21 protein-coding genes and 1 pseudogene are annotated in these 20,961 nt (G+C 71.9%); 17 read left to right on the top strand and 5 right to left on the bottom strand.

Annotated features, from left to right (window positions below; genetic code table 11):
- The 5 genes from ABT324_RS31910 to ABT324_RS31930 all read left to right on the top strand — a co-directional run.
- Positions 1-1,521: PucR family transcriptional regulator (locus tag ABT324_RS31910; RefSeq protein WP_351185107.1), on the top strand; the 1,521-nt coding region annotated here is incomplete at its 5' end.
- Positions 1,522-1,676: 155 nt separating this feature from the next.
- A complete protein-coding gene (locus ABT324_RS31915; protein WP_351185110.1) occupies positions 1,677-2,426 on the top strand; it encodes a type VII secretion target in 750 nt (249 codons plus the stop codon).
- 14 nt (positions 2,427-2,440) lie between these two features.
- Positions 2,441-3,511: a CHAP domain-containing protein gene (locus ABT324_RS31920; RefSeq protein ID WP_351185113.1), complete on the top strand. Its 1,071-nt coding sequence runs from the start codon at positions 2,441-2,443 to the stop codon at positions 3,509-3,511.
- Entirely contained in the window at positions 3,508-3,786 is a 279-nt protein-coding gene (locus ABT324_RS31925; RefSeq protein ID WP_351185116.1) for a YbaB/EbfC family nucleoid-associated protein, read from the top strand. Before ABT324_RS31920 ends, ABT324_RS31925 begins: the two co-directional genes overlap by 4 nt.
- The gene (locus ABT324_RS31930) at positions 3,786-4,208 is read left to right on the top strand and encodes a hypothetical protein (RefSeq protein WP_351185119.1); all 423 of its coding nucleotides are present in this window, start codon (positions 3,786-3,788) and stop codon (positions 4,206-4,208) included. The genes ABT324_RS31925 and ABT324_RS31930 overlap by 1 nt, the downstream gene beginning before the upstream one ends.
- Position 4,209: 1 nt before the next feature.
- Here ABT324_RS31930 and ABT324_RS31935 read toward each other — a convergent pair.
- Positions 4,210-4,878: pseudogene (locus ABT324_RS31935) on the bottom strand (aminotransferase class I/II-fold pyridoxal phosphate-dependent enzyme); the annotation flags it as partial.
- A gap of 74 nt (positions 4,879-4,952) precedes the next feature.
- Here ABT324_RS31935 and ABT324_RS31940 point away from each other — a divergent pair.
- Together ABT324_RS31940 and ABT324_RS31945 are read left to right on the top strand one after the other, a co-directional pair.
- Entirely contained in the window at positions 4,953-5,510 is a 558-nt protein-coding gene (locus ABT324_RS31940; protein WP_351185122.1) for a DMT family transporter, read from the top strand.
- Positions 5,511-5,582: 72 nt separating this feature from the next.
- Positions 5,583-6,302 carry a gamma-glutamylcyclotransferase gene (locus ABT324_RS31945; RefSeq protein ID WP_351185125.1) on the top strand — a complete coding sequence of 240 codons (720 nt, stop codon included), beginning with the start codon at positions 5,583-5,585 and terminating at the stop codon, positions 6,300-6,302.
- Here ABT324_RS31945 and ABT324_RS31950 read toward each other — a convergent pair whose 3' ends face one another.
- Positions 6,303-7,952 (bottom strand): AMP-binding protein, encoded by a 1,650-nt coding sequence (locus tag ABT324_RS31950; protein WP_351185128.1) that lies wholly within the window; start codon positions 7,950-7,952, stop codon positions 6,303-6,305.
- An 89-nt stretch (positions 7,953-8,041) separates the two neighbouring features.
- Here ABT324_RS31950 and ABT324_RS31955 point away from each other — a divergent pair, with 89 nt between their 5' ends.
- Positions 8,042-8,905 carry a helix-turn-helix transcriptional regulator gene (locus tag ABT324_RS31955; RefSeq protein ID WP_351185131.1) on the top strand — a complete coding sequence of 288 codons (864 nt, stop codon included), beginning with the start codon at positions 8,042-8,044 and terminating at the stop codon, positions 8,903-8,905.
- A gap of 541 nt (positions 8,906-9,446) precedes the next feature.
- Here the strand turns inward: ABT324_RS31955 and ABT324_RS31960 are convergent.
- Complete coding sequence (locus ABT324_RS31960; protein WP_351185134.1) at positions 9,447-10,820, bottom strand: Gfo/Idh/MocA family protein; 1,374 nt, start codon at positions 10,818-10,820, stop codon at positions 9,447-9,449.
- Positions 10,821-11,092: 272 nt separating this feature from the next.
- Between ABT324_RS31960 and ABT324_RS31965 the strand changes: the two genes are divergently transcribed.
- The 3 genes from ABT324_RS31965 to ABT324_RS31975 all read left to right on the top strand — a co-directional run bounded on the left by ABT324_RS31965 (position 11,093) and on the right by ABT324_RS31975 (position 14,316).
- Complete coding sequence (locus tag ABT324_RS31965; RefSeq protein WP_351185137.1) at positions 11,093-11,875, top strand: DeoR/GlpR family DNA-binding transcription regulator; 783 nt, start codon at positions 11,093-11,095, stop codon at positions 11,873-11,875.
- A gap of 95 nt (positions 11,876-11,970) precedes the next feature.
- On the top strand, positions 11,971-12,846 hold the full coding sequence (locus ABT324_RS31970) for an SIS domain-containing protein (protein WP_351185140.1): 876 nt from the start codon (positions 11,971-11,973) through the stop codon (positions 12,844-12,846).
- A gap of 81 nt (positions 12,847-12,927) precedes the next feature.
- Entirely contained in the window at positions 12,928-14,316 is a 1,389-nt protein-coding gene (locus ABT324_RS31975; RefSeq protein WP_351185143.1) for a sugar porter family MFS transporter, read from the top strand.
- A gap of 6 nt (positions 14,317-14,322) precedes the next feature.
- Here ABT324_RS31975 and ABT324_RS31980 read toward each other — a convergent pair whose 3' ends face one another.
- Complete coding sequence (locus tag ABT324_RS31980) at positions 14,323-15,084, bottom strand: SDR family NAD(P)-dependent oxidoreductase (RefSeq protein ID WP_351185146.1); 762 nt, start codon at positions 15,082-15,084, stop codon at positions 14,323-14,325.
- A 108-nt stretch (positions 15,085-15,192) separates the two neighbouring features.
- A complete protein-coding gene (locus ABT324_RS31985) occupies positions 15,193-15,771 on the bottom strand; it encodes a TetR/AcrR family transcriptional regulator (protein ID WP_351185149.1) in 579 nt (192 codons plus the stop codon).
- A gap of 135 nt (positions 15,772-15,906) precedes the next feature.
- Here ABT324_RS31985 and ABT324_RS31990 point away from each other — a divergent pair, with 135 nt between their 5' ends.
- The 6 genes from ABT324_RS31990 (at position 15,907) to ABT324_RS32015 (ending at position 20,539) form a co-directional block, all read left to right on the top strand.
- Positions 15,907-16,470, top strand: coding sequence for a type 1 glutamine amidotransferase domain-containing protein (locus tag ABT324_RS31990; protein ID WP_351185152.1), 564 nt, complete (start codon positions 15,907-15,909; stop codon positions 16,468-16,470).
- Between the two features lie 62 nt (positions 16,471-16,532).
- On the top strand, positions 16,533-17,504 hold the full coding sequence (locus ABT324_RS31995; protein WP_351185155.1) for a bile acid:sodium symporter: 972 nt from the start codon (positions 16,533-16,535) through the stop codon (positions 17,502-17,504).
- A 59-nt stretch (positions 17,505-17,563) separates the two neighbouring features.
- Positions 17,564-18,106: a hypothetical protein gene (locus tag ABT324_RS32000; protein ID WP_351185158.1), complete on the top strand. Its 543-nt coding sequence runs from the start codon at positions 17,564-17,566 to the stop codon at positions 18,104-18,106.
- Positions 18,107-18,319: 213 nt separating this feature from the next.
- Positions 18,320-18,940 (top strand): phosphatase PAP2 family protein, encoded by a 621-nt coding sequence (locus ABT324_RS32005; protein ID WP_351185161.1) that lies wholly within the window; start codon positions 18,320-18,322, stop codon positions 18,938-18,940.
- 228 nt (positions 18,941-19,168) lie between these two features.
- Positions 19,169-20,068 carry an MIP/aquaporin family protein gene (locus ABT324_RS32010; RefSeq protein ID WP_351185164.1) on the top strand — a complete coding sequence of 300 codons (900 nt, stop codon included), beginning with the start codon at positions 19,169-19,171 and terminating at the stop codon, positions 20,066-20,068.
- A 63-nt stretch (positions 20,069-20,131) separates the two neighbouring features.
- Positions 20,132-20,539: an Hsp20/alpha crystallin family protein gene (locus tag ABT324_RS32015; protein WP_351185167.1), complete on the top strand. Its 408-nt coding sequence runs from the start codon at positions 20,132-20,134 to the stop codon at positions 20,537-20,539.
- Positions 20,540-20,961: the final 422 nt, after the last annotated feature.

Below are 20,961 nucleotides of genomic sequence, written 5' to 3' on the forward strand. Positions count from 1 at the left end.
GTCGCCGGGGCGTCGGGCCTGGACGGCCGGGTGCGGTGGGTGCACGTCGCCGAGATCGCCGACATCGCGGCGCTGCTCAGCGGCGGCGAGCTGGTGCTGACCACCGGCATCGCGCTGCCCGAGGAGCCCGCCGAGCTGGTCCGCTACGTCGACGAGCTGGCCGCGGCCGGGGCCTGCGGGCTGGTCGTGGAGCTGGTGCGCCGCTGGCGCGAGCGGGTGCCGAGCGCGCTCGTGGACGCGGCGCACCGGCACGACCTGCCGCTGGTGACGCTGTCGGAGGAGACCAAGTTCGTCAGCGTCACCGAGGCCGTGGTGGCCCGCATTCGCGACGCCCAGCTGGCCGAGCTGCGCGCCACGCACGCGATCCACGAGACCTTCACCGCCTTGACCACCTCGGGCGCCGAACCGGCGTCCGTGCTGCGCGAGGCCTCCCGCATCCTCGAGCGGCCGGTGGTGCTGGAGACGATGGCGCACCAGGTGCTGGCCTACGACGCCGCGGGGCAGGACCCGGTCGCGCTGCTGTCGGAGTGGTCGGAGCGCTCCCGCGCGGTGGTGCAGTCCGGCCGGACCTCCTACGACCAGGACCGCCAGTGGTTGACCACCGTGGTCGGGGCCCGCGGGGACGACTGGGGGCGGCTGGTGGTGCTCGGGCCGGAACCCGCGCACCGGCACGTGGTGGTCGCCGAGCGGGCGGCTTCGGCGCTGGCGGTCAACCGGCTGGTCACGCGGGACCGGGAGAGCCTGGAGCGCCAGACCCACCGCACGCTGATCACCGAGCTCCTCGCGGGCAGCACCGCGACCGCGGACCTGGCCGCCCGCGCCGCCGGGCTCGGGGTGCCGCTGGACGGTCCGCTGGTGGGCATCGCGGTGCGACCGCACACCACCACCACCCCGGCACCGGCGCTGGAGACCCAGCAGGCGCTGCGCGACCTGGCCGAGGCGACCGCGCTGGCCGCGCGCAAGGCGAAGCTGCCGGTGCTGGTCGGGGTGGTCGACGACCTCACCGTGCACGCCGTGGTGGTGCTGTCCGGCGTCGACGTGGACGCCGCGCTGCACCGGCTCGCCGCGGACATCCGCCGAGCTGCCGCCCTGCCGCTGGTGGTGGCCGTCGGCACCGCCGTGGGGTCGATCTCCGGGGCGCGTCGAACGCTCACCGAGGCCGCGCAGGTCGCGGAGGCGGCGCTGCACGTCGACGACGGCACCCGCGACTTCCACCGGCTCGACGACGTCCGCCTGCGCGGGCTGCTGCACCTGCTGCGCGGCGACGAGCGGCTGACCGCGTTCGCCGAGCGGGAGCTGGGCCCGGTCCTGGGCAACGAGCGGCTCCTCGACGCGTTGCGCTCGCTGTGCCGGCACGGCGGCAACAAGTCCGCTGCCGCGGCTGCGGCGCACCTGTCGCGCACGGCGTACTACGGCCAGCTGTCCCGCGTCGAGCAGCTCCTCGGCGTCTCCCTCGACACCCCGGAATCGCTGGTGTCCCTGCACGTGGCCCTGCTCGCCTGGGACATGCACCGGGACTGAGCCCAGCCCGAACGGAGTACCGAGGTGCGATTTCGGCCCAACCGGTTGGGCCGAACGGCCCCATCCGGGCGCCCCCTTCGGGCGAAACCTGCCCGGACGGCCCAAAGTTTCCGAAAATTCGCTGATGCCAGCAACTTGCGCGCCATACTCAGCTCGTGAGCAAGCTGACCGCAGAACAGATCGCGCAGCACGCCTACGACGCGGGCTTCCGGGGCAAGAACCTGTCCACCGCCGTGGCGGTGGCGATGGCCGAGTCCGACGGGAACCCCCGCTCGCACAACGACACCCCGCCGGACGACTCCTACGGGTTGTGGCAGATCAACATGCTCGGCGACCTGGGGCCCGCCCGCCGCGAGCAGTTCGACCTCGGCTCGGACAAGGACCTCCTCGACCCCGGCGAGAACGCCAAGGCCGCCTACGAGATCGCCAACGGCGGCAAGGACTTCGGGCCGTGGTCGACCTACACCAACGGCGCCTACAAGAAGCACCTCGACGAGGCGGAGAAGGCGGCCAAGAAGGTCGGGCAGGGCTCCGGCGGCGGTTCCGGTGGCGGGCAGGGCGGCGGCCAGGGAGGCGGTCCCGGTGGGTCCGGCGGCTTCTCCGCTGACCCCGAAGCGCTGCGCAAGTACGCCAAGCAGGCCGAGGGCATCGCCGACGAGCTGGACGGCATCGGCAAGCGGACCGTGCACTCGGTGACCGGCATCGCCAAGGACAGCTTCGGCAAGGTCGGCGAGGAGACCGGCTTCTCCGACGCGCTGGGCAACTTCAGCAAGAGCCTGGAGAAGCAGGTCCGCACGACCGGGTCCAACGCGCGCAAGCTCGCCGCGGGCACCACCGACGCGGCCAAGACCTACCAGGAGATCGACGAGCGCTCCGCCGCGGAGCTCAAGCGCCTCATGAAGTGATCAGGGAGATCTCAGTGGACCCACACGGAGTCGCGACGAGGTTCGCCAGCGAGTTGCTGGCCCACCAGGGCAAGCTCGAGGGCAAGGCTGGCGAGGTCCAGCGCGCCCAGGCCGCCCTCGAATCGGCGGCCAACGCCATCCAGGAGCAGCGGGAGGCGCACGGGAAGGCCACCAGCAGCCTGCTGAGCAGCTGGAAGAGCGATGCCACCGCGGGCTTGGAGAAACGCTCGGACAAGTTCGACAACGACCTCGAGGTCACCGCCAAGGCCAGCGCCGAGGGCGCCCGGATCGTCGCCGAGGTCACCAAGGCGCTGGAGGGTCGGCACGGCAACGTCGGCAACCTCGTCGAGGACTTCGTCCAGAAGGCCGGTCAACTGGTGCAGGCCGGGCTGGCCGCGGCCGGGATCGCCGCACCGGCCGGGTTGATGAAGGCGGTGGCGCAGGTCGCCGACCTGGCGGGCGGGTACATCAAGCAGTCCGGCGGCGAGCTCAAGGACGCCCGCGACGAGATGACCGAGGCGGCGAAGAAGCTGCGCTCGCTGCTCAAGGAACTCGACTCCGACGGTGTGGCCGACCCGGAGAAGGACAAGCCCCGGCCCCAGGAGGACGACAAGCCCGGCGGCAAGGACGACAAGCCCGGCGGCAAGGACGGCAACTCCGGCAAGGTCGACGACATCCTCAACAACGCCCGCAAGCACCTGGGCTTCCACGAGGGCCCCAACAACCAGAACAAGTGGGGGCCGACCGGTCAGCCGTGGTGCTCCTACTTCGCCACCTCGATGTGGCGGGAAGCGGGCGTGGACATCCCGAAGTACGGGTTCACCGGCGACGTCTACAAGTGGGGCCAGGAGCACGGCACCGCCTACGACCGGGGCGACCTGGCCGAGAAGGCGCGCCCCGGCGACGTGCTGCTGTTCGGCAGCGGTCCCGGCCAGGGCGCCAGCACACACATCGGCATCATCGAGAAGGTCGAGGGCAACAAGATCACCACGATCGAGGGCAACTCCGGCGACCAGGTCAAGCAGCGCACCTACACGCTGCCCGACCACGCCAAGATGTTCTACGGAGGGGTGCACCCGAAGTGACGATCATCGGACGCGCGCAGCGCGATGGGGTTTCGGTCGCGGTCGCACCGGGCGGCGCGCTCAGGTCGGTGCAGCTGGAGCCCGCGGCGCTGCAGCTGGGCGGCGCGAGGTTGGCGAGCACGGTGCTGGCGCTGGTGCGGCAAGCCGCCCAGCACGCCAACCGGGAGGCCGAGGCGGCCATCCGGGCGCAGGCGGAGGGGTTGTCCGACGCGGACTTCGCCGCGCTGGGCCTGGCCACCGGCGACACCGGGGCCGACGAAGCGGGGAGGCGCTGATGGCCGAGGACGAACGCACCCTCGACGAGCTGATCGACGTCGCCGAGACGATCGTGCCGTCCACCGAGCTCTCGGCCGGGCTGGACGCGGTCCGCGGCAGCGCGCGGGGCTCGGGCATCGCGGTGCAGGTGGACCTGCAGGGGATGCTGGTGGGCCTGGAGATCGACGACCAGGCGCTCGCGCTCGGCCCGGAACGGCTCGCCGCGGAGATCACTCGGCTCACCGGCGAGGCGGGCATGGCTTCCCTGCAGCAGGGCGTGGTCGCGATCCAGGCCGGGTGCGGGCCCGAGGTGGCCGCGGCGATGGTGGAGTTCCTCAACAGCGTCGAGGAAGAGGCCGAGGAGCCGCCTGCGCCACCCGCGGAACCGTCCTGGGAGGACGTGGAGGTCACCGGCACCACCATGGAGCGCCGCGACTGGTGAACTACCGCGCCTGCTCGGCGAGCGCCTCGCCGATGACTCGCGCGCCGTCGGGGAACGCCCCGGGGTTCGGACCCGCGTAGTTGATCCGCAGGTGCGGTCCGGTGGGTTCGGCGGGAAACCACCCGTCGCCCGGGGCGATGACGACCCCGGCGGCCTCGCAGTCCCGGGCCAACCGGGGCAGGTCCGTTGCGTCCGGCAGCCGGACCCACAGGTTCAGCCCGCCCTGCGGCACGGCATCCAGGTGCGCGCCGGGGACGTGCTCTCGCAGCGCGGCGACGAGGAGGTCGCGGCGCGCGGCCAGCTGGTGGTGCAGGGTGCGCAGGTGCGTGCGCCAGGCCGGTTGGGTGACCACGTCGAGCGCCACGGCCTGCAGCACCCCGCTGATGTACATGGATTCGGCGTGGGCGTCGACGAGGATGCACTCGCGGGCCGGGCCGCGGGCGATGATCCCGGCGATGCACACCGCCGGGGACACGCTCTTGGTCAGCGAGCGCAGGTAGACCACGTGTCCGCTGCTGTCGCGGGTGGCCAGCGGTGCCGGGCCGGTGTCGATGCCGAAGTCGTGCGCCGAGTCGTCCTCGATCAGGAACGCGCCGTGGCGGCGCACCACCCCCAGCACCTCGTCACCGAGGTCGGAGGACCACCTCGCGCCGGTCGGGTTGGCGAAGTTCGGTTGCGCGTAGAAGGCCCGAGCCCCGGAGCGCTGGAAAGCTCGGGCGAGCTCCTCCGGATCCGAATCTCGGCTTGACCTCCTTCGCGCTCACCACCGCCCCGGCCAGCCACGGCGCCGTGGTGATCGCCGTGCTGCCCGCCGCGACCGCCGTGGTGGCCGTGCCTCAGCGGCCTGCACTGGTCCGACCTGCTGCTGTTCGGTGCGGTGCTGGCCGCGGCGGTCGGCTACGCGGAGGGCGGGCTGCTCGCCCGCGAACTGGGCGCCTGGCAGACCGCGTCGTGGGCGCTCGTGCTGGCCGCGCCGCTGATGACCGCCCCTACGCGGCCGGGTCGCTGCTCGCGGTGGCGCAGCATCCCCCGAGCGGGACAGCGGTGGAGTGGGCCGCGTTCGCCTACCTGGCCGTGGTGAGCATGTACCTCGGCTTCTTCGCCTGGTACCGCGGCCTGGCCATCGGCCCGATGGCGCAGGTCAGCCAGGTGCAGCTCAGCCAGCCGGTGATGAACATCTGCTGGGCCGCTCTGCTCCTCGGCGAGGACCTGAGCTGGCCCACGGTCCTGGGCGGCGTGGTCGTCATCGGCTGCGCCGCCACCGCCGTCCGCGCCCGCGCCAGCGGCGCACCGCTGCGCTGATCGGGTTCTCCGGCGGGCGATCGTGGTGGCGCTCATAGCGGCGAGGCGGGCGGGACGGGATGCTGGGCGTCGATGTCCGAGCTGCCCGCAGTCCGCTCACCGTTCCACGACGCCGACTACCCCGCGATCCCCTACCCCGGCGCGCGGCCGGGCTTCTCGTTCGTCCACCTCGACGGGGTCGGCCGGGCGCTGGCCTCGGACTCCTCCGTGCCCTCCGGTTGGCGCGTCAGCGACGAGGGCTGTCTGGACGACTGGCTCGCAGAACGCGGTGCCGCGCCGATGCGCGGTCGCCAGCTCGTGCTCGCCTACGGGTCGAACGCCTGCCCGTCGAAGGTCACCTGGCTGCGCACCGAGCTGGGCCTGTCCGGTCCGGTGGTGGTGCTCACCGCCCGCTGCACCGGTCTCTCCGCGGTGTGGGCCGCGGGCCTGCGCCAGCACGACGGGCAGCGGCCAGCTGTGCTGGTGGCCGCGCCCGGTGTGGTCGAGGAGCACGCGCTCTGGTTCGCCACCCCGGAGCAGCGGCGGGTGCTCGACCAGTGCGAGGGCCGCGAGGTCCGGTACCGGCTGGTCCACCTGCACGGGGACGAGCGGATCCAGCTGGCCGACGGCAGCGAACCGCAGCGCGTGCTGGCCTACGCCGCCGCTGGCCCGCAGCGCGCTCCGCTGCTGGTCGACGGCCACCCGGACCGCTGCCTGGACGTCGACCAGCTCGCCGCGCGGGCGCTGCACGGCACGCCCGCCGACGGCGACGGGCTGGTCTGCACCGAGATCACCGGCGAACCCGGCTGGTGATCACCGGCGCTGCTGGCGGAGCACGAAGCGCTGGACCTTGCCGCTGGGCGTCTTGGGCAGCTGCTCGACGAAGTGCACCGACCGCGGGTAGGCGTGCGCGGCGAACTTGCGCTTGACCAGCTGCTGCAGCTCGGTCACCAGCTCGTCGCCGCCGCTCTCCCCCGACCGCAGCACCACGAACGCCTCCAGGACCTCGCCGCGCAGCTCGTCGGGTACGCCGATGACCGCCGCTTCGGCCACCGCCTCGTGCTGGACCAGCACGCTCTCCACGTCGAACGGCCCGATCCGGTACCCGGCCATGATGATCACGTCGTCGTCACGGGAGGAGAAGAAGAACGCCCCGTCGGCGTCGCGGGACCCGGCGTCGCCGGTCACGTACCAGCGGCCGTCGGCGGTGAACCGCTCCGCGGTCTTCTCCGGCGCGCCGGTGTAGCCGGTGAACCACATCAGCGGGCTGGTGGCGACCTCGACCGCGATCCGCCCGGCGGTGCCAGCGGGCGCCGGTTCGTCGCGGTGGTCGTCGAGCACCTCCGCCGACCATCCAGGTAGCGCCGCGCCCATCGACCCCGGTTTGATCTCGTCGCGGACCCCGTCGGCCCAGGCGTTGCCGATCACCATGCCGTGCTCGGTCTGCCCGTAGTGGTCGCGCACGGTCACGCCCAGCTCCCGCTCGGACCAGGACACCACCTCGGGGGTCAGCGGCTCCCCCGCCGAGGACGCGCGGCGCAACCGGATCCCGGTGGGGTCGGCCGAGGTGTCGGTGCGCAGGCTGCGGTAGACGGTCGGCGCGGCGGCGAAGTTGGTGACCCCGAACTCGCGCACCACCTGCCAGGTGCGGGCCGCGGAGAAGCCCGCGTGCAGCAGGATGCTGCGCCGCCCGGCGGCCAGCGGTCCGAGCACCGCGTAGTACAGGCCGTAGGCCCAGCCCGGGTCCGCGGCGTTCCAGAACACGTCGTCAGCCCGGACGTCCAGCCCGAACTCCAGGTAGGCATGGAAGGAGGCCAGTGCGCGGATCGGCACCGGAACCCCCTTCGGGGTGCCGGTGGTGCCCGAGGTGAACAGCTGCACCAGCAGCCCGTCGCCGCCCAGCGCCACGGCTTGGCCGCCTGGTTCGTCGCCGGTGTAGCGGTCCAGCAGCGCGGCGAGCGACTGCTCGTCGGAGGAGTCACCGGCCACGATCGTCCGCCACGGCGCATCGGCCGGGATGTCCTCGCCCGGCGCGAGCTTCGCCCGCTGGTCGGCGTCGACCACCACGACCTTCGCGCCGCTGGCACGCAGCCGAAGCGCGATGGCCGGTGGTGCGAAGGCGGTGAACAGCGGCACGTGCACCGCGCCGCGGCGCCAGATCCCCAGCAGCGCCACGACGAGGTCGGCGGACTTGCCCATCAGCACGGCGACCGCGTCGCCGGGCGCCACGCCCAGGTCGGCCAGCGCGGCGGCGAACTTCGCCGAGTCGCGCCGCAACCGGCCGTAGGTGATGTCCTGACTGGACAGGTCGGGTTCGACGACGGTGAAGGCGACCGCGTGGGCCGGGTGGTCGTCGCAGAGCAGGTCGGCTGCGCAGGCGTCCGGGGTGTCGTACCGGGCGAGCAGTTCGGCCACCCGGGCCCCTGGTGCGGTGTTCGGCGTGGTGCTCAGCTCAGTGCTCACGGTCGACCCCTTTCCCGGCTTCTTTGCCCCGGCGTTGCCGGGCGTTATGCTCCGCGCCACACAGCAGTCCCAGCTACCCCCGGAAAGGGGTGGATGTGCGAACCGGCGGTGACGCGCTCTTGCGCCCGGACGACGGCGACGCCTTCCGCCAGGCCGTCCGCGCGGTGCGGCAGCGGGCTGGCATGCCCGTGTCCTTCGGCGGGCAGGCCACCGGAGGCGCGCTGCGCCTGTCCGAGCTCGCCGGGGTGCGCACCACCATGTTGAAGGGGCTCCAGGTCCGGGCGGCGGCTGGTCTGGGCGGGCAGGTGCTGGCACGGGGCAGGCCGGACGCGGTCAGCGACTACGCCACCGCGCTGACGATCAGCCACGACTACGACGCGCCGGTGCTCGCCGAGGGGATCAGCTCGGTGGTCGCCGCGCCTGTCCTGGTCAGCGGTGCGGTGCGCGGGGTGCTCTACGGCGCGGCGCGCGGGGCGGCCAGGTTGGGCGACCGGGCTGTCGACGTCGTGGTGGGCGTGACGCGCCGGTTGGCCGACGAGCTCGCCGTGCGCGACGAGGTCGACCGCCGCCTGCGGATGCTGCGCGCGGCGGAGACCACCACGCCCCGGGAGCAGGTGGCGCTGGAGGAGGTGCGGGAGCTGCACGCGGAGTTCCGCGCCATCGCGCAAGGGCTCGCCGACGCCGCTCTGCGCGACCGCCTGCAGCACGCGTGCGACCGGTTGGCGGGCTTGGCCTCGCCGTCCGAGGAGACCCGGACGGCGAACCTGACGCCGCGCGAACTCGACGTCCTCTCCCAGGTCGCGCTGGGCTGCACCAACGCCGAAACCGGCAGCCGGTTGTCCCTGCGGCCGGAGACGGTCAAGGCCTACCTGCGCAGCGCCATGCACAAACTGGACGTCCACACCCGGCACGAGGCGGTGGTGGCCGCCCGCCGCCAGGGCCTGCTGCCCTGACCCGGGCGCACCGGCCACCACATCGGACGGTCAGCGGAAGGCGCCGGCGTTCTCCTCGGCCCAGCACGCGGAAGTCCGGGCTGGCCCGCCGGTCACCTCCTGCACGGTGTTCCCGCGATGGGCGGGTTCCGACGCACCTGCTGGAAGATCTCGATGTTGCGACGCGGAGATCCCGGCGGCGCGCAGTTGTTCGACGAGCGGTCGGCCACGTTGCCGGTCGCTCCGGTCACGAGGGTGGTCCTGCGCTCTGCCATGGCCACCGGAGGCCACGAGCGGTTGAGGACACATGGTGCCGGCCGCCGCTGCCGAACGTGGTTGCGAAGCGACCCCCCGCGACCGGTGATGTGGCGCTCGATACGCCCGAAATCGCCGGGCACCCCTTGCACAATGGCCGAACAACCCGCACGCTTTTCCCAGCACGCCCTGCTGACCTGCGAGAACAGCGGGCGTGCGGTCGGGTGGGGCGTCGGGGGTTCCACCCGGCACTCGGGGAACGGGTGGGCGGCGGTCGGGGCCGCCCACCCACCGGGAAAACGAATGCTCAGGGCTTGGGTGAATCGGTGCCGGGGTGCGGGGTGCGCCAGCGGCCGCGGGTGAAGTCGGGGAACTCGACCGGCGCGCTGCCGCGCTCGATGGACTGGGCGCTGAGGGCGAACGGGGCGCTCCAGATGGCCGAGTCGTAGACGTCGATGTCCGGCGGCAGGCCCAGGTGCATGGTCTGTGCGAGGCGGTAGAGCATCAGGTAGTCCATGCCGCCGTGCCCGCCCGGTCCGGGCCCGACCTCCTTCCACAGCCAGTGGTCGTGCTCGGCGTGGTCGTCCCAGTTGCCCCACTCGTGCGGGGTGCTGGTGGGCTCCAGGTAGATCCGCGGTGGGTAGTCCTCGAACACGCCCTTGGTGCCCTGCAGCTGGTTCAACCGGCTGTAGGGGCGGCCGTTGGAGACGTCGTGCACGAGGTGGATGACGCGGCCCTGCTCGGTCTGGATGAGGCTCATCGTCGCGTCGCCCTTGGCGTAGCGCTCCTGCCAGGCCGGGTCCTCCGGTGGCAGGTGCTCCTGCCGGTAGGCCGCCAGCCCCAGCGCCGGGGTGCTCATCGAGGTGATCCGCACCAGCCGGTCGCCGCGGTTGACGTCCAGGTAGGCCGCGACCGGGCCGAGCCCGTGCGTCGGGTACAGGTCGCCGTCGAGCTTGGTGTGCCACGCCCGCCGCCACTGCCCCGCGTAGTAGGTCTTGGAGAACAGCAGGTCGCGGAGGTCATGCAGGTAGGCACCCGCGCCGTAGAGCAGGTCGCCGAACATGCCGTCGTGGGCCATGCGCAGCACCCGCAGCTCGTTCTGGCCGTAGCAGCAGTTCTCCAGCTGGATGCAGTGCCGCCGGGTCTGCTCGGAGACGTCGACCAGTTCCCACAGCTCGTCGACGGTGACGCCGAGCGGGCATTCGACTCCGACGTGCTTGCCGTTGCGCATGGCCGCGGCGGCCATCGGTGCGTGCCACTCCCACGGCGTGGCGATGTAGGCGAAGTCCACGTCGTCGCGGGCGAGGAGGTTCTCGAAGTCGTGCTCGCCCGCGCTGTACCTGGCCGGTTCCGGCCTGCCCTGCTCGACCACCGCGCGTGCCGCGCGCTCGACGGCCTCGGCGCTGGTGTCGCACACCGCGGTGATCTCGACGCCGTCCAGCTCCAGGAACAGCGGCAGCATGCTCGAGCCCCGGTTGCCGACGCCGATGATGCCGACGCGCACCACGTCGTGGGCCTCGAACGGCACGCCCATCATGGTTTCGCCCTTGGCCGCGGGCCAGGGGTTCTGCGCCGCGGCTGCGCCGGGGGCCAGTCCGGCGAGTCCGAGACCGGCCCCCGCTGCCGCGCTGGAGCGCAGCAGGGACCGCCGGGACAGGGCACTGCGCGGAAGCTCGACCATCATTCCTCCTGCGTGAAACTGCGTGTATTCACGTAAGTTCACGCACAATCGCACATCGTGAATCGGCGCAGTACCGGCGCGCGGCGGCTTCGCAACTGATCCGTTCGGAGGCACGCCGCGCGGACCGCGACCCGCGCGCTCGTAGTAGGTTGCCTGCGAACTGCAGCTCGCACCGGCGCGGCTTTCCAGCTGCGGCCTGGGAGGGGCACCCGTGGCCCAGGGGCAGCTGGGGTCCCGCCACCGCTACGCACGACGAGGACGGACGAACCTCCATGAACCGGCACGAACGGCTGAGCAAACTGCTGGACATCGTCGGCCAGCGCGAACGCGCCGACGTCGAGGAGCTGGCCGCCGAGCTCGACGTCTCGGCCGCCACCATCCGGCGCGACCTCGACCACCTCGCCGAGCAGCAGCTGCTGGCCCGCACCCGCGGTGGCGCGGTGGCCACCAGCATCGCCTACGACCTGCCGCTGCGGCACAAGGCCGCCCGGCACGCGCCGGAGAAGCAGCGGATCAGCGCCGCGGCCGCGCGCCTGGTCCGGCCGGGCATGGTGATCGGGCTCAACGGCGGCACCACCACCACCGAGGTCGCCCGCAGCCTGGCCACCCGGCCCGACCTCGGCGAGCAGGGGGACCCGGGGATCACCGTGGTCACCAACGCGCTCAACATCGCCAACGAGCTGGTGGTGCGCCCGCACGTCAAGATCGTGGTCACCGGGGGCGTGGCGCGACAGCAGTCCTTCGAGCTCACCGGCCCGCTGGCCACCCACATCCTGCGGGAGATCACCCTGGACCTGCTGTTCCTCGGAGTCGACGCGATCGACCCGGAGCACGGCGCGTTCGCGCACCACGAGGGCGAGGCCAGCATCAACCGGCTGATGGCCTCGCGCGCGGCGCGGGTGGTCGTGGTCGCCGACAGCTCCAAGCTGAACCGCCGCGCCTTCGCCCAGATCTGCGGCACCGACACCATCGACACGCTGATCACCAACACCGGGGTCGACGCCGAGGTGGTGCAGGCCTTCGAAGTGGCCGGGACCACCGTGCACTCCGCCTGACTGCTCAATTGTGATCGAATGGAGCATTGCTCCATCAATTTCGATCACCATAAGCTCGCGCTGCCTCATCCGCCGACGGCCCGGAGGAACGCGCGATGGCGCAGTCAGCCACCCTGTCCGAGATCACCAGCCAGCCCGCCTGCTGGCGGCGCGCCGCCGAGCTCGCCCCGGCGGTGCGCGACGTGCTCCCGCAGCCAGGAGAGCGCGTTGCCGCGGTCGGCTGCGGTACGTCCTGGTTCATGGCGCAGTCCTACGCCGTGCTGCGGGAGCAGGCGGGTCACGGCACCACCGACGCCTTCGCTGCTTCGGAGATGCCGCGCTCGCGGCACTACGACCGGGTCGTGGCCATCACGCGCTCCGGCACCACGACCGAGGTCCACCAGCTGCTGTCCGAGGTGGGCGGCACGTCAATCGTGCTGACCGCGGCCCCCGCCGAACTGCGCGGTGTCGCCGACGAAGTGGTCGACCTGTCGTTCTGCGATGAGCGGTCGGTCGTGCAAACCCGTTTCGCCACAAGCACTCTGGCCCTGCTGCGCGCGCACCTGGGCCACAGCACCGCCGAGGCCGCCGACCAGGCCGAAGCAGTCCTCGTCGCGCAGCTGCCCGAGGACTTGCTGGCAGCCGAGCAGTTCACGTTCCTCGGCACGGGGTGGTCGGTGGGCCTCGCGCACGAGGCGGCGCTCAAGCTCCGCGAAGCAGCCGGGGCGTGGACCGAGTCCTACCCGGCGCTGGAGTACCGGCACGGGCCGGTGAGCATCGCCGAGCCCGGACGCGCGACCTGGCTGTTCGGCAGCGAACCCCCCGGTCTGGCCGAGGAGGTCCGGCGCACCGGTGCCACGTTCGTCCAGCACGCCACCGACCCGATGGCCGACCTGGTCCGCGCGCAGCTGCTCGCGGTCGGGCTGGCGGAGCGGCGCGGTGTCGACCCCGACCGGCCGCGCCACCTCAGCCGATCCGTCGTGCTGCCCTGAAACCGCTCTGGCGCAGCGCTTCTCGCGACGCGCGGCGCCCCTGGAAGTCCACCGGAAAGCTCACCGCACAAGGAGGGTGTCATGTCCGGAGCCTCCCCCGCACTGGGCGCCACCTCACCGCTGGCGCTGCGGATCGTCGTGGCTGCGGCGACGATCGGCATCGTCTACGGCTACGACATCGGCAACATCTCCGGTGCCCTGCTGTTCATCACCGAGGAGATGGACCTCTCCCCGGCGCTGCAGGGCAGCGTTACCACCGTGCTGGTGGCGGGCAACATCGTCGGCGCGCTGCTGGCCGGGAAGCTGGCCACCGCCATCGGGCGCAAGGCGACCATGCTGGTCGTGGTGGCCGGGTACGCGGTCTTCGCGGTCTGGTCCGGGTTGGTCTCCGACATCCTGTGGCTGGACGTCTCGCGCTTCTTCCTCGGCATCAGCATCGGGCTGTCGCTGGTGGTGACGCCGATCTTCCTGGCCGAGTCGGCCCCGGCGGCGATCCGCGGCGCGCTGGTGGTCGGGTACCAGCTCGCCACCGTGGCCGGCATCCTCCTGGCCTACCTGGTGGACTGGAGTCTGGCCGGGTCGGGCAACTGGCGGCTGATGCTCGCGCTGTCCGCGGTGCCGTCGGTGCTGGTGCTGTTCCTGCTGGTGAGGTTGCCCGACACGGCGCGCTGGTACGTCCTCAAAGGACGCCACGAGGAGGCGCGGCGCACGCTGCAGCTGGTCGACCCCGGCGCCGACGTCGACCACGAGCTGGCCGAGATCCGCGCCGACATCGACAACCAGCGCAGCGGGCGGCTGGCCGAGATGTTCCGCAAGCCGTACGCGACGGCCACCCTGTTCGTGCTCGGCCTCGGCTTCCTGGTGCAGATCACCGGGATCAACGCGATCACCTACTACAGCCCGATCATCTTCCAGCAGATGGGTTTCCAGGGCAACGCCACGGTGATCGGGCTGCCCGCGATCGTGCAGGGCGCGGCGCTGCTGGCCACCATCGGGTCGCTGTTCGTGGTGGACCGGGTGGGGCGGCGGCCGATCCTGCTGGGCGGGATCACCGCGATGATCGCCGCCAGCCTGGCGATGATCCTGGTGTTCGCCACCGACTCGCTGGACGGCGGCGGTTCCTGGTGGGGCTTCGCGGCGATCCTGGTGTTCACCGCCGGGTTCAACTTCGGCTTCGGCTCGCTGGTGTGGGTGTTCGCCTCGGAGAGCTTCCCGGCGCGGCTGCGCGCCCTCGGCGCGTCGCTGATGCTCACCGCCGACCTGGTGGCGAACCTGATCGTCGCGCAGTTCTTCCTGCCGCTCATGGACGGGTTGGGGGGAGCCACCACGTTCGGCATCTTCCTGGCGCTGGCGGCGGTCTCCTGGGTCTTCGTGCACCGGTTCGCCCCGGAGACCAAGGGCCGCTCGCTGGAGAGCATCAGCACCTACTGGGAGAACGGCGCCCGCTGGCCCACAGCCGCGCGGGACTGAGCTCCCTCAGGCGGTGGCGCCGCCGTCGATCACCAGCTCGTGCCCGACCACGTGGGCCGCGTCGTCGGAGGCCAGCCACAGCACCGCCGAGGCGACCTCCGCCGGGGTGCTGACGCGCCCGGACGGCACCGCTGCCCCGATCCGCGCATCGCGCGCCGCGCGGTCCTCCCCCGGGAGGTAGGACATCGAGGTGTCGGTGGCGCCCGGGCTGACGACGTTGATGCGCACCCCGTCGGCGATGTGGTCGCGAGCCGCGGTGCGGGTCAGCACGCTGACTCCCGCCTTGCTCGCCGCGTAGGCGCCGAGGCCCGGGCGGCGTTGCAGGACGCCGATGTTGGACCCGATGTTCACCACGGCACCGCCGCCGTGCTTCCGCATGTGCGCGATCTCGTGCTGCATCGACAGGAAGGTCCCGGTGAGGTTCACCGCCAGCACCCGCGACCAGGTCTCGACAGGCAGGTCGGCCACCTGGGCGGCGTCGCCGAGGATCCCGGCGGCGTTGCAGGCCACGTGGAGCCCGCCGTGCCGCTCGACCACGGTGCTGACCATCCGCGCGACCGACTCCGGGTCGGAGACGTCGGCGACGACGTGGTCGGCATGGCCTCCCGCGTCGGTGATCTCCCGCACCACTCCGGTGAGCGGCTCGGAGTTGCGCCCGCTGACCACCACCGCCGCCCCTTCGCGGGCGAACGCGGCCGCGGTGACGCGGGCGATGCCGCCCGCACCTCCGGTGACCAACACGACCTTGCCGTCGAACCGGGCTCCCATGACAAACTCCTGAAACTAGACTGATCGATCTTATATAGCGGCGAACTCCGCATCACCGCTAGCGCACAAGCTAGATCATTCGAGATCGATCAGTCAATAATGGCCGGATCAAGCCAGCAGGGCACACACCTGGGCGGCCGCGTCGCGGATCCGGTCCGCGTCGGCGGGCGCCCGGCCCATCACCTGGATGCCCTGGAAGAACACCAGCAGCATTCGGGCCAGCGCCCGGGGATTCCGATCCGGCGGGAGGTCCCCCTCGGCGCGCGCACGGGCCAACGCCGAGGTCAACGACGCCTCCAGGAACGACCAGCTCGCCGCCACCAGGCGCTGCACGTCCGCATCCCGCGAAGCCGACTCCACGGCCGCGTTGACGACCATGCAGCCGAGCCGGTCGGCGTCCTCGACCGCCTTCGCCGCGTAGCGGTCGACGAGCCGGCGCACCCCCTCCAGCGCGGACCCCGCGGACAGCGCTTCGACGACCGACTCGTCGGTGATCCGCAGGTAGCGCTCCAGCGCCTTGAGGTACAGCTGTCGCTTGTCACCGAACGTGGCGTAGATGCTGGCCCGCGCCACACCGAGGTGGGACACCAGCTCCGCGGTCGAAGTGGCCTCGTAGCCCCGCTCCCAGAACAGCTCCAGGGCCCGTTGCAGCGCCACGTCCGGATCGAACTCCTTGGTCCTGGCCATCCCCGGACCGTACCGCTTTCCAGACCAACCGATCAATTATCCCGGCCCGCCGGGTTTAGCCGCGCCCCGCAGCGGGGACGCTGGTCCCGGGAGCCGCACCGGTTCCCCCGAACACCAGGGAGAGGAGTGGGGACGATGACCGACGAGCTGCGCGGGCGCCGGGTGGCCATCCTCGCCGCCGACGGGGTCGAGCAGGTCGAGCTGGACCAGCCGCGCGCGGCGCTGGCGGACGCCGGGGCGGACGTCGAGCTGCTCTCGACGCACGGCGGCGAGATCCAGGCCATGAACCACGACATCGACAAGGGCGACCGCTACCCCGTCGACCGCGAGGTCAACGGCGCCGCGGTGGACGACTACGACGCGCTGGTGCTGCCGGGCGGCACCATCAACCCCGACAACCTGCGCAGCGACGCCACCGCGGTGGGCTTCGTCCGGGACTTCGTCGGCTCCGGCAAGCCGGTCGGCGCGATCTGCCACGGTCCGTGGACGCTGGTGGAGGCCGACGTGGTGCGCGACCGTCGGCTGACCTCGTACCACAGCATCCGCACGGACCTGCGCAACGCCGGGGCCGAGGTGGTCGACGAGGAAGTCGTCGTGGACGGCAACCTGGTGACCAGCCGCCAACCGAAGGACCTGCCCGCGTTCACCTCGAAGCTGGTCGAGCAGATCGCGGCGGCGGAGCCAGCCGCGCGCACCTGATCCACCCAGCGCTCCTCCCGGCCCGGACGGCGACCACAATGGACGGGTCGGGAGGAGCGCACGTGCAACAGCAGCTGGGCGTGGTGGCCAGGTTGGAGCGCCACCAGGTCGGGATCTACCTCGCCGCGATCGCCCTCGGCGCGCTGCTGGGCTGGTGGGCACCCCCGGTGGGCAGCGGTCTCGGACCGCTGATCAACCCGGCGCTGGGCGCCTTGCTGTTCGTGACGTTCCTGCAGGTCCCGGCGGCGGAGCTGGTTCGCTCGCTGCGCGCCGGGCGCTTCCTCGCCGCAGTGCTGGTGGTCAACTTCGCCGTGGTCCCGCTGGTCGTGGCCGTGCTCTTCGGGTTCCTGCCGACCGACCTGGCCGTGCGGCTGGGCGTGCTGCTGGTGCTGCTCACGCCGTGCGTCGACTACGTGATCGTCTTCTCCGGGCTCGCGGGTAGCGACAACCGGCGCCTGCTGGCGGCCACTCCGCTGCTGCTGCTCGCCCAGCTGCTCCTGCTGCCGGTGTTCCTGCTGGCGTTCCTGGGCAGCGACCTGGCCGACGTGGTGGCGGTCGGGCCGTTCCTGGAAGCGTTCCTGACGCTCATCGCCATCCCGCTCGCGCTGGCCTGGGCAGTCCAGGCGTGGGCGGCGCGGCGGCCCGTCGGGCGGAAGGTGGCGGGCGCTGCGAGCACCGCGATGGTTCCGTTGATGGCGCTGACGCTGCTGACCGTGGTCGCCTCCCAGGTCCCGGCGCTGGAGGGCCGGGTCGCGGAGGTGGCACTGGTGGTGCCGCACTACGTGGTGTTCCTGGCCGTGATGCCGTTCGCCGGGATGGTCGTGGCGCGGCTGTTCCGACTGGGCACATCGGACAGCCGGGCGGTGGTGTTCACCGGCGCGACGCGCAACTCGCTGGTGGTGCTGCCGCTGGCCCTCGCCCTGCCGGACCAGCTTGCCGTCGCCGCGGTCGTCGTGGTCACCCAGACCCTGGTCGAGGTCATCGGCATGGTGGTCTACGTGCGCGCGGTCCCGCGCCTGCTGCCGACCCGCTGACCGCTGCGCGGCACCCGCACCAGGGGCACCCTGGTGGGAGCACGTCCCACGGGGCCGCCATGTCGCACCACACCTGCTCGCGCCGGGAGTTCCTGGCCGCCGCGGCGCTGTCGCTGCTCGCCGCGTGCGAGCCGCCACCGCGCACTCCCCCGCTGCCCGACTGGATGCTCACGCCCGACGCGACCGATCCCGAGCTCTGGCACGACGCCCTGATCATCCAGGACCTCCTGGAGCGGCACGGGGAGATCCACCGCGAGGTCGAGCACTACTCGTACGGCATCCGGGCCACCACCACGAGCTCAGCGCCGGACCTGGCCGAGCGGATCCGCGTGCACGTCGAGCAGATGCAGTCCCGGTTGCGGCGCGGCGCGGCGATCCGGCAGGGCGACCCGCTGTTCGCCGCCGTCTTCGCGCACCACAGCCAGGTGGAGCTGCGGGTCGAACGCCTCGCGGACGGCGTGCGGGTGACCGAGACGTCCCCGGACCCGGCGGTGGTGGCCCTGCTGCGGCAGCACGCGGTGCGCGCCGTGTCGGAGTTCGTCGCCGACGGGGTGGAGCGCGCACGGCGAACGACCCCGTGCCCGCCTGGCTACCCTTGCTGAGACGGCCCCGGCGGATTCGACTGGAAGCACCCCCGCGGAAGGTGCACGAAGTGCCCCCGCCACCGCCGGTGCGGCGTCGTCCACGCCCCTCCCCGAGGGGTTCGGCATTCGAAAGGGATGGCAGGTCAACACGTGTTCGAACACCGATCGGCAGCAATGGTGCACGCCGGGCGGACAGCGGCAGGAGCGAGCGGTCCGGACGTGGCCGGAGGCGTGCCCGACATCAGCGCGGAGTGGTACCGCGCCGTGGTGGGCTTCGCCGCCGACGCCCCGTCCTGGGTGCAGACCTTCGCCGCGTTCTTCACCGAGGCAGCACTGGTGCTGATCTTCGGATTCTTGCTGCTCGCCTGTTGGCGAGCCCGGCGGACGTCCGCGCGGTCGCTGGGGGTCGCGCTGCTCTGCGTCGTGGGCGTGGGGGTCGCCTACGTCCTGAGCGAGCTGTTCAAGTTAGTGGTCGAGGAAGAGCGGCCGTGCCGCGTGATGCAGGTGAGCACCATCGTCGCCTGCCCGCCGCCGGGCGACTGGTCCTTCCCCAGCAACCACTCGGTCATCGCGGGTGCGGCCGCGCTCGGGGTGCTCGTGGCCTGGCGGTCGCTCGGCATCCCGGCCCTGCTGCTCGGCATGGGCACGGCGTTCTCCCGGGTGTTCGTCGGCGCCCACTACCCGCACGACGCGCTGGTCGGCTTCCTGTTCGGCCTGCTCGTGCCGACGCTGCTGGTGCTGCTGCTGGCCCGAACGGCGACGCACCTGGTGGCGCAGCTGCCGATGTTCCGATCGGCTCCCGCGGTGGTCACCGTCGACGACCAGCCAACGGAGCAGATCCCCCGCATCTGACGGGGACGGCGAAGCGGGGCGGGCCGGTTCCGGTCCGCCCCGCTTCGCGTCTCCACCGGCCCGACCGCGTGCCACCGCTCAAGGCCACTGCTCGTGGCTCGGTGCACCGGCCGAGCTCGCGTCCGGCGGGCGGCTGCGGGCGGACCTACACTCCGTGGAGCGATGGGGGACAGCTCGGGTCCGACGAGCGCTCGGCAGGCGGAAACCACTCACTTCCTGGAGCGACCGATGGCTGAGCAAGGGCAACGCCGTCACGGCTACCGAGAAGGGCTCGGGGGCGAGCTGCTCGCCGAGTTCCTGGGCACGTTCGTGCTGATCCTGCTGGGCTGCGCCTCGGTGGCGGTCGCGGTCGCCGGGTTGCCCGGCTCCGGTCGCCAGGCCGACGCCTTCGGCCCGGCGAACTGGCTGATCATCGCCTTCGGCTGGGGTTTCGCCGTGGTGTTCGGCGTCTACGTGGCGGGCGGGGTGAGCGGCGCGCACATCAATCCCGCCGTGACGCTGGCCTTCGCGGTGCGGCGGGCCTTCCCGTGGCGGAAGGTCGTGCCGTACTGGGGTGCGCAGCTGGTCGGCGCGTTCATCGCGGCGGCCCTGGTCTACGCGACCTACAGCTGGGCGATCGACGCGTTCAACGCCGAGGCCGGGCTGTCCCGGGACCAGTCGCTGGACACCTTCGCGATCTTCGCCACCTTCCCGGCCAAGTACTTCGCCGGGTCGTGGTGGGGGCCGCTGCTGGACCAGGTCGTGGGCACCGCGGTGCTGGTGCTGCTCATCTTCGCGCTCATCGACACGCGCAACACCGCGCCGACGGCGAACCTGGGCCCGTTCCTGATCGGCATGGTGGTCACCACCATCGGCCTGACCTTCGGCCCCAACGCCGGGTACGCGATCAACCCGGCTCGCGACCTGGGGCCGCGGCTGTGGACCTTCCTGACCGGTTGGGGCGACATCGCGCTTCCCGGCAGCTACCAGTGGTTCAACTGGTACTTCTGGATCCCGATCGTCGGGCCGCTGGTGGGTGCGGTGATCGGCGGCGTGGTCTACGACCTGTTCATCGGCCATGTGGTCGCTGCCCGCAGCACCCGCGAGCCCGGCCGCGCGGGAGATGCTCCTCCGCAGGACGAGGTTTGACCGCGCGCCGAACGGGGTAGCGCAGGGGTGCGACGTCCGAACGACTCGTCGAGAGGAGGGACCATGACCAGCTTGCTGCCAAGGCCGAGCACGGGTCTCGCGGACATCTTCCGGATGTTCGACGAGCAGTGGCCCTTCGGCGAGCACCACGCGATGCGCGTGGAGACCTTCACCGAGGGCGATGACCACGTGATCCGCTGCGAGCTGCCCGGTGTGGACCCGGACGAGGACATCCACATCAACGTCGAGGGCAACCAGCTCAAGATCCACGCGGAGCGTAGGCACGAGCAGCGCAGCGATCAGCACAGCGAGTTCTACTACGGCACCTTCAGCCGGACGATGCTGTTGCCGACGGGCTGCAACACCGACGACATCAAGGCCGAGTACGACGCGGGAATCCTCACCATCCGCATGCCACACAAGGACACCGGGAACACCAAGGAGATCCCGGTGATGCGCAAGGACAGGTGACCCGACCAGCCCGGGTGGCGTACCACGCAAAAGATCCGCCACCCGGGCACCCCTCCAACCGCGCCCAGCGACCACCCGAGCCGACTGAAACCGCCGCACCACGGTCACCGGGAACAGCTCAGCTTCGAACGCCGACCAGCGCTGCACCACCGACATCGCTGAGGCCATCCGCTCCGGGTGCCGACCTCAGCTGGAAAGCCAGCCCCGGGAGCCGAAACCAGGTCCACAGGTGGTGCTCTACAGGTGCGGGACTCGAAGGTTGGGTCGTCAGCACCTCGTCGTTCTCGCCCGTCGAGTGGGTGGCTGGCGTTCGTCGCCGGTGTGCGGCGAGGAGTTCGCCCCACCCCACTTCTCCGCTCCCGCTGCTTGGGGTCGTGAGTGCGTAACAATGGGAAGAAAAAGGATAAGAAACAAAACACCAC

The sequence above is a fragment of the Saccharopolyspora sp. NPDC000359 genome (genome assembly GCF_040300525.1).
Taxonomy (GTDB): domain Bacteria; phylum Actinomycetota; class Actinomycetes; order Mycobacteriales; family Pseudonocardiaceae; genus Saccharopolyspora.

Coding starts and splice junctions, on each gene's coding strand:
- ABT324_RS31975 (WP_351185143.1), top strand. CDS start 12,928: ATGTCCGGAGCCTCCCCCGCACTGGGCGCCACCTCACCGCTGGCGCTG.
- ABT324_RS31930 (WP_351185119.1), top strand. CDS start 3,786: ATGGCCGAGGACGAACGCACCCTCGACGAGCTGATCGACGTCGCCGAG.
- ABT324_RS32015 (WP_351185167.1), top strand. CDS start 20,132: ATGACCAGCTTGCTGCCAAGGCCGAGCACGGGTCTCGCGGACATCTTC.
- ABT324_RS31945 (WP_351185125.1), top strand. CDS start 5,583: ATGTCCGAGCTGCCCGCAGTCCGCTCACCGTTCCACGACGCCGACTAC.
- ABT324_RS31960 (WP_351185134.1), bottom strand. CDS start 10,820: ATGGTCGAGCTTCCGCGCAGTGCCCTGTCCCGGCGGTCCCTGCTGCGC.
- ABT324_RS32010 (WP_351185164.1), top strand. CDS start 19,169: ATGGCTGAGCAAGGGCAACGCCGTCACGGCTACCGAGAAGGGCTCGGG.
- ABT324_RS31990 (WP_351185152.1), top strand. CDS start 15,907: ATGACCGACGAGCTGCGCGGGCGCCGGGTGGCCATCCTCGCCGCCGAC.
- ABT324_RS31985 (WP_351185149.1), bottom strand. CDS start 15,771: ATGGCCAGGACCAAGGAGTTCGATCCGGACGTGGCGCTGCAACGGGCC.
- ABT324_RS31970 (WP_351185140.1), top strand. CDS start 11,971: ATGGCGCAGTCAGCCACCCTGTCCGAGATCACCAGCCAGCCCGCCTGC.
- ABT324_RS32000 (WP_351185158.1), top strand. CDS start 17,564: ATGTCGCACCACACCTGCTCGCGCCGGGAGTTCCTGGCCGCCGCGGCG.
- ABT324_RS31980 (WP_351185146.1), bottom strand. CDS start 15,084: ATGGGAGCCCGGTTCGACGGCAAGGTCGTGTTGGTCACCGGAGGTGCG.
- ABT324_RS31965 (WP_351185137.1), top strand. CDS start 11,093: ATGAACCGGCACGAACGGCTGAGCAAACTGCTGGACATCGTCGGCCAG.